This window comes from Ruminococcus sp. (assembly GCF_045129435.1).
GTDB lineage: Bacteria > Bacillota > Clostridia > Oscillospirales > Acutalibacteraceae > Ruminococcoides.
In genome coordinates, this window is sequence record NZ_JBGVJL010000162.1 from 1 (window position 1) to 7,027 (window position 7,027).

General features: G+C 38.3%; 9 protein-coding genes. 8 read left to right on the top strand and 1 reads right to left on the bottom strand.

Annotated features, from left to right (window positions below):
- The 7 genes from ACJMMI_RS07670 to ACJMMI_RS07700 all read left to right on the top strand — a co-directional run.
- On the top strand, nt 1-230 hold a 230-nt coding region (locus ACJMMI_RS07670; RefSeq protein ID WP_405354701.1), incomplete at its 5' end, for a hypothetical protein.
- Nucleotides 199-567 (top strand): septum formation initiator family protein, encoded by a 369-nt coding sequence (locus ACJMMI_RS07675; RefSeq protein WP_405354702.1) that lies wholly within the window; start codon nt 199-201, stop codon nt 565-567. The genes ACJMMI_RS07670 and ACJMMI_RS07675, both read left to right, overlap by 32 nt.
- A gap of 64 nt (nt 568-631) precedes the next feature.
- Entirely contained in the window at nt 632-1,144 is a 513-nt protein-coding gene (locus tag ACJMMI_RS07680) for a S1 RNA-binding domain-containing protein (RefSeq protein WP_405354703.1), read from the top strand.
- A gap of 25 nt (nt 1,145-1,169) precedes the next feature.
- Nucleotides 1,170-1,703: a ribosome hibernation-promoting factor, HPF/YfiA family gene (gene hpf / locus ACJMMI_RS07685; protein WP_405354704.1), complete on the top strand. Its 534-nt coding sequence runs from the start codon at nt 1,170-1,172 to the stop codon at nt 1,701-1,703.
- A 106-nt stretch (nt 1,704-1,809) separates the two neighbouring features.
- On the top strand, nt 1,810-2,925 hold the full coding sequence (locus tag ACJMMI_RS07690) for a class I SAM-dependent RNA methyltransferase (RefSeq protein WP_405354706.1): 1,116 nt from the start codon (nt 1,810-1,812) through the stop codon (nt 2,923-2,925).
- Between the two features lie 83 nt (nt 2,926-3,008).
- Entirely contained in the window at nt 3,009-3,887 is an 879-nt protein-coding gene (locus tag ACJMMI_RS07695; RefSeq protein WP_405354708.1) for a DUF5640 domain-containing protein, read from the top strand.
- A gap of 205 nt (nt 3,888-4,092) precedes the next feature.
- Nucleotides 4,093-5,325 carry a dockerin type I repeat-containing protein gene (locus ACJMMI_RS07700; RefSeq protein ID WP_405354710.1) on the top strand — a complete coding sequence of 411 codons (1,233 nt, stop codon included), beginning with the start codon at nt 4,093-4,095 and terminating at the stop codon, nt 5,323-5,325.
- Here the strand turns inward: ACJMMI_RS07700 and ACJMMI_RS07705 are convergent.
- Entirely contained in the window at nt 5,322-6,059 is a 738-nt protein-coding gene (locus ACJMMI_RS07705) for a YebC/PmpR family DNA-binding transcriptional regulator (protein WP_405354712.1), read from the bottom strand. The genes ACJMMI_RS07700 and ACJMMI_RS07705 overlap by 4 nt on opposite strands.
- A gap of 221 nt (nt 6,060-6,280) precedes the next feature.
- Here ACJMMI_RS07705 and ACJMMI_RS07710 point away from each other — a divergent pair.
- The coding region (locus tag ACJMMI_RS07710; protein WP_405354714.1) for a YicC/YloC family endoribonuclease at nt 6,281-7,027 on the top strand (747 nt) is incomplete at its 3' end.

Below are 7,027 nucleotides of genomic sequence, written 5' to 3' on the forward strand. Positions count from 1 at the left end.
AACTTATTTCAAAGGTATATTGCCCAATAATAAACGGAATTAATGCCGTTATACAAAAAATTAAAACAAAATTTAAAAAAATTACAAAAAAACTATTGAAAACCGGCAACAATATATTGTATAATATGTGTAAGAAAATAGATACATTTAGAAATAAACGCAAAGGTTTATCGGTAAGAAAAAAGGTTAAGGCGAGTAATGAAAAAGGAAAAGAAGAAACCGCAGATTAATCCTGAAAGTGAAGCCGAAACTGCAACTATAAAGGAGATTGAGCCTAAAAAGAAGAAACGAGGCAGATACATTCTTTTGTATCTTACCATTATCGGATTTGTTTTTTATGCCGTCATCACTATAGTTAATCAGAATATACAGATAGCCGACAAAAAGGCGGAGCTTAACGAGATTAATAAGCAGATTAATGTTGTTGAAATTCAGACTAGGTATCTGGATAAGGTAAAGGGATACACAGGCGAAGAACTTAAAGAATACATTGAGAAAATTGCTAAAAACGAAATGGGTTATGTAAGCGAAGGTGAAAGAATTTTCTATAATGTTTCGGGTGAATAGTCTTGTGATTCCAAAGGGTAGAATATAAAAGGGTAGAATATAGATTAAGGGGTAAATAATTTTTATGGCAATTGAAGTCGGTATGATTTTAGAAGGTAAGGTTTCGGGTATTACAAAGTTTGGTGCTTTTGTAGATTTGCCCGATTCACAGACAGGTATGGTACATATTTCAGAGGTTGCACATACCTATATAAATGAGATTGGCGACTATGTAAAGGTAGGACAGACTGTAAAGGTTAAGGTGCTTGCACTTAATAACGGCAAAATTAGCCTTTCAATGAAGCAGGCTGTTCCACAGGAGCGTAAGCCAAGAAATAACGACAGAGGTGAAAGATCTGACAGAGGCGACAGAAACAACCGCCGTCAGGGTTCACCAAGACAGCCGTACAAACCTGCTCCACCGGTTAAATCACCGGGCAACTATGAGTGGCAGGCTACTAAAAAGAACGCACCCACAAGCTTTGAGGATATGATGTCAAAGTTTAAGCAGACAAGCGAAGACAAAATTTCTGACCTCAAGCGTGGTGGTGAAAGCCGTAGCTACAGCCGCAGAGGCAACGGCAACGGCAGAAAATAAATTACCTGCAAAGGGAGGCACTATTATGAAATATACTTACACAGCAAGAAAGGTAACACTCAGAGATAACTTTAAAGAGAGAGCAGAAAAAAAGCTCGATAAATTTGGAAAGCTCTTTTCTGAGAATGCCACAGCAAACATAGTTGTCACCCTCGAAAAGAACCGTCAGACTGTTGAAGTTACAATCAGAGATAACGGTCTTGTTCTTCGTGCTGAGAGCACAATGCCGGAGATGAATGACGCACTTGATAAAGTTGTTGATATTCTCGGCCGTCAGATTCGCAAAAACAAGACTAAGCTCGAAAAGAAAATTAAGAGCGGCAGCATTGATGATTTCGTAAGTCTAAGTCCGGAAATTAACGAGGCTGAAGACGATGACTACAAAATCGTGCGTACAAAGCAGATTATTGTAAAGCCGATTACCGTAGATGAAGCTATCCTTGAGATGAATATGGTAAACCACAACTTCTTTATGTTCAAGAATGCAGAAACTGATGAAATTAATGTGGTTTATAAGCGTGAAAACGGTGATTACGGCCTTTTGGAGCCAACTGTCTAAAGTCTGTAATTAAATACCTGCAGTTTTTTGCAAGGTAATATAAACTAAAATACTGATGAGGGTATCGGTTAATCCGATACCCTTTTTTAAGGAATAAGGAGTGAATGTGGTGCTAAAATTTTCTGCACCCTGCATTTTCGGTCTTGAGGGACTGTGTGCAAATGAATTTAAGTTTTTAGGTCTTAAAAATGTTGAGGCTCACAACGGCAAGGTAACATTTGAGGGCGACTTTTCAGATATGGCAAAGGCAAACATCAATTCAAGATATGCCGAAAGAATTCAAATTTTACTTGCCGAGTTTGAGGCAACCACCTTTGACGAGCTTTTCGAGGGTGTAAAAGCTGTTAGCTGGGAAAATTTTATCGGCGTGAATGACGCTTTTCCAGTAAAGGGAAGATGTCTTAGTTCAAAGCTTATGAGTGTACCCGACTGTCAAAAAATCATAAAAAAAGCAGTTGTAACAAGGCTTTCAGAGAAATATATGCTTCCATGGCTTGAAGAAAGCGGTGCTTTACATCAGATTCAGTTCCTTATTATGAATGACAAGGTAAGTGTTATGCTTGATACCTCCGGTGCGGGACTTCACAAGCGTGGTTATCGTGCGGAGTCAAACGATGCCCCAATCAAAGAAACACTTGCGGCTGCTATGGTTGATTTATCAAGAGTAAGAGGAAATCACTTTGTGGTTGACCCGATGTGCGGCAGCGGTACTATTCTTATTGAGGCTGCTTTAAAAGCAATGAAGATTGCTCCGGGCATTAACCGCTATTTTGCGGCAGAAAAGTGGGGCTGTGTTCCGGCTGAGGTCTGGAAAGAGCAAAGAGAGCTTGCAAAAGCCAATGAAGTGCGTGATTGCGGCTTTCATGCTGAGGGCTATGACATTGACGAGCTTGCACTTGAGGTTGCAAAAAAGAATGCAAAGCTTGCAGGCGTTGCAGATAAAATTAATTTTGCTAAGCGTGATATAAAGGATTTTGAACTTGCTGACGGATTTATGACTGTAATCACAAATCCGCCGTATGGTGAAAGACTTCTTGATGTTAAGTCGGCAGAAGAGCTTTACAAGGTAATGGGTGAGAGGTTCAGAAGGACTCAGGGCAAGAGCTACACAATCATTACACCTGACGATGATTTTGAGAAAATCTTTGGCAGAAAAGCCGACAAACGCAGAAAATTGTACAATGGTACATTAAAATGCCAGCTTTATATGTATTTTAAGTGAAACCTTGGTGAAGTGGTTGATTTTATAAGAAAAATATAGTATGATAGTTTAGATATATTTTTATTATTTTAGGAGGCATTCTTTTGGAAGAGAATAAAGATTTTTTTGCTGAAACCGAGAATACTCAAGCTTCGGCAGAAATAAATAATGAGGCTGCAGAAACCCCTGTTGAAGTTAAAGGAACAATAAATGTAATTCCCGGTGAAGATGGTCCTACAGCGGTATTTACACCGGATAATACTCCGACAAAAAAGAAAACAATTCAAACACCAATCATTATTGCCGGTGTAATAGTTATAGCATTTATTGCTGCGTTCTTTATATTCTCAGGTTTCTTCAATTCAAGCATTGTAGGTACTTGGGTACTTGTAGAGGACAGCAACGGTGCTACTTATGACGAAGCCGGTGACGGCGTTACATATTACACACTTGACAAAGACGGTAATATTACAGTATCGGTCGGCACAATCACTCAGAAGTCAACCTACACAACCTCTGAGGAAAACGGCACTAAGTATGTAAATTCAAGCAATGTTTTCTCAGGTTCTTACACAATTTCAGGTAACATTTTTACCGGCAGAACATTCAAGCTTACAGTTGAGGGTGTTGAAAATCCATACATTTTCAAAAGTGCAACTGTTAAAAAGCCAACACTTAAAGTTCCGGACGGCTTTAAGCCAAGTGATAAGCTGACAGGCAGTTGGAACATTCCGTCATATGACATCACTTACACATTTAACGATGACGGTACATTCATTGCTAATATGTATGACACAATCACTTACGAGGGCGTTTACACATATGATGATACAAATATTTCAGTAACTTACTTTGCTGATTCTGAAACTAAAATTGATATTCCATATGCTTTTGACGGTGACAACACACTTGTTATGAATGGTATGGGATATTATAGAATGAACGATGACGGCTCACTCGTAGCTACACCGGATCAGGTATAAAATTAACAAATTAGGCAACATTGTGATAAGCGATGTTGCCTATTGCCATTTATAGGGGTAGTGATGTTCATTCACAAAGGAGGGAAAAGATATTAAAAAGGTAATTTATGCATTAACTGCAATAGCAATTATATTTATTGTTGCAAATATTTCGGCTTTTGCAGTTGAGAAATATGATTGTAATATCTTTTCCGGTTGTGATGAAGTGTATAGCGATACAAGCAATAACGGAGCATTTGCTTTTGGCTATAGCGGAAGAACTATGTATATTCAAAGCTTTGTTCCGTCTGTCGGTACATTAACATTTAATGCAAGTGGTGATTTTGTTGGCGTACCGTTTCTTGATAAAAACACAGTATGTGCTGTTTATATGACAGATGATTTTGAGTATCAAATTGTCCGAATTAATTGCTTGAATGGGGAAGTCAGCTATGTAAACTCTGATAATCTCGATACTTTTAATTACCATAATATTTCAATCTGCAACAACAAACTTTACATTATAAAAACCGATGCGGTATATAGCTATGTTTCATCATATGATTTTAACGGCAGACATATTTTTGACTATAAATTCAGCCCAATGAGTGTGAATGAAATTACCACAAATAATGGCTGTGCCTATGCGATTCTGTATGAGGGTTCTGTTTATAGATTAAATGAAAACGGCTCAAGTTTTTGCATTAAAATAAAGGATAGCTCAGATTTTTATAATTGTGGTGCAGATTATCTGGCAGACAGCCAAAATTATATTTATTCTTTAAAGGAAAATATCTCCTGTAATAATATGCTTAACAAATCATTTCCTTTTGCAGTAGAAAATGATAATTTATACTACGCAAACGGCAATACTTTATATTTGAGTAATCTTACAGACAATGAATTAAAAAGTGTAAAAACTCAGTTTTCAGTTAAAAAATTACTTGTTGCTTGTAACAAAACTATAGCTGTCGGCAATAATTACAAAAGCTTTCTTATTATTTCCAACAGTGAATACAAGAGTATGGATAGCGGTAATTCCGATACACCTGACGGTTTGGATAACAATACGGGCAATAAAACTTCCGATAATAAAGCTAATGATTATATTTTTACAGATGACAATATTATGTGCAAGATAAGTGTCGGTACAACTGCTGCCAAGCTAAAAAGCACCTGTCCTGAGATTGTTGCAGTTACGGATAAATACGGTAACGCTTACAGCGGAAAATTAAAGACAGGCTTAGTTGCCGTTACCAAAGATAAAAGCTATACTATTGCTGTAGCAGGCGATATTACCGGTACAGGTACAGTAAGCTCAAGGGACTACAAGCTGCTTATGCAGACTATGACAGGTGAAAAGGAAATTTTTGGGGCATACAAAAAAGCCGCCGATTATAACCTCGACGGCTCTGTTGATAATAAAGATTTGGTTTTAATTGCACAAAGGGCGGATTAATCTTCCATTTCCCAGTTGTGCCATACATTCTGGATGTCGTCATTGTCTTCAAACATATCGAGCATTTTCTGCATCTTTGTTTTAGACTCCTCATCCTCAAGCTTTGTGTATGTGCTTGGTACCATTTCAAGTTCAGCTGAAACAAATGTGTATCCTGCTTTTTCAAGGTCATCTCTTACTGCACTAAAATCATCAGGCTCAGTATAGATTGTGAATACATCATCGTCAGCCTCAAAGTCAGCAGCACCATACTCAAGAGCATCGCTCATAACTGTGTCTTCGTCCTTATCAAGGTCCTCACGCTCAATTACAAGTACACCTTTCTTTGTAAACATAAAGCTTACGCAGCCCTGAGTACCCATATTGCCGCCGAATTTATCAAAGTAATGTCTTACTTCACCGGCAGTTCTGTTGCGGTTATCTGTAAGAGCCTCAACAATTACAGCAACACCGTTAGGGCCGTAACCTTCGTATGTAACAGCCTCATAGTTTGCGTTGTCACCGCCGCTTGCAGCCTTTTTGATGATACGCTCAATGTTGTCGTTAGGTACATTGTTAGCTTTAGCCTTTGCAATACAATCCTTGAGCTTTGAGTTTACGCTTGGGTCTGCACTGCCGCCCTCACGGATTGCAACAATAAGCTCTCTGCCTATTTTGGTGAAAACCTTTGCTCTTGCAGCATCGTTTTTACCTTTTTTCTGTTTAATGGTACTCCATTTGTTATGTCCTGACATAAAATCATTCCTTTTTTAATAAAATACTACATCTTTATTAGTATATCATATAGTCATAGCCTGTGTAAACTAAAAAAGTTATTACAGTTTTGTAACAATCTCTTTGCTATATGATTTATAGTGTGGTATAATGTATGTAAAGTAAAGTTATAAGTATATTTTTATAAATGAAGTTTTGATAATACAATACCTTACGGTATAATGCGAAAGGAAGTTTACCGATGATTAAATCAATGACAGGCTTTGGCAGATGTCGTACAGTTCTGCATGGCAGAGAAATCAGTGTTGAAATCAAAAGCGTAAATCACCGCTTTTTTGAATTTTCTTGCAGAACTCCAAAGGGCTACGGCTTTCTTGATGATAAGCTCAAGGCTCTTGTAAATTCAAGGGTTTCCCGTGGTAAGATTGATATGTTTGTAACCGTTGGTACTGCCGAGGATACACCGGCAGAGGTTAAAATCAATCATTCGCTTGTTTCGGGTTACTTAAACGCTATGAAAGAAATTGCCGAAACCTACGGAATTGAAAACGATGTTACAGTTACAGCTATTTCACGCTTTCCTGATGTTTATACAGTTTCAAAAGCAGAGGAGGACGAAGCGGAAATTACCGCCGATGTGCTTGAGGCTGCAAACACTGCTATTGACGGCTTTATTGCAATGCGTGAAGCCGAGGGAGAAAAGATGAAGGCCGATATTCTCGGCAGAGCAGAGGTAATTCTCGCAACTGTTGACGAGATTGACGAGCGTTCACCACAGACCGTAAAGGAATATGAGGAGCGTTTGCTCGACAGAATCAACCGTACATTACAGGATTACAACATCAATATTGACGAGCAGAGAGTGCTCACAGAGGTTGCGGTATTTGCCGACAAGGTTGCCGTTGCTGAGGAAACCGTAAGACTCAGAAGTCACTTTGCACAGCTTTCAAAGATTATGGAATCAGAAAATCCAATCGGCAGAGAAATT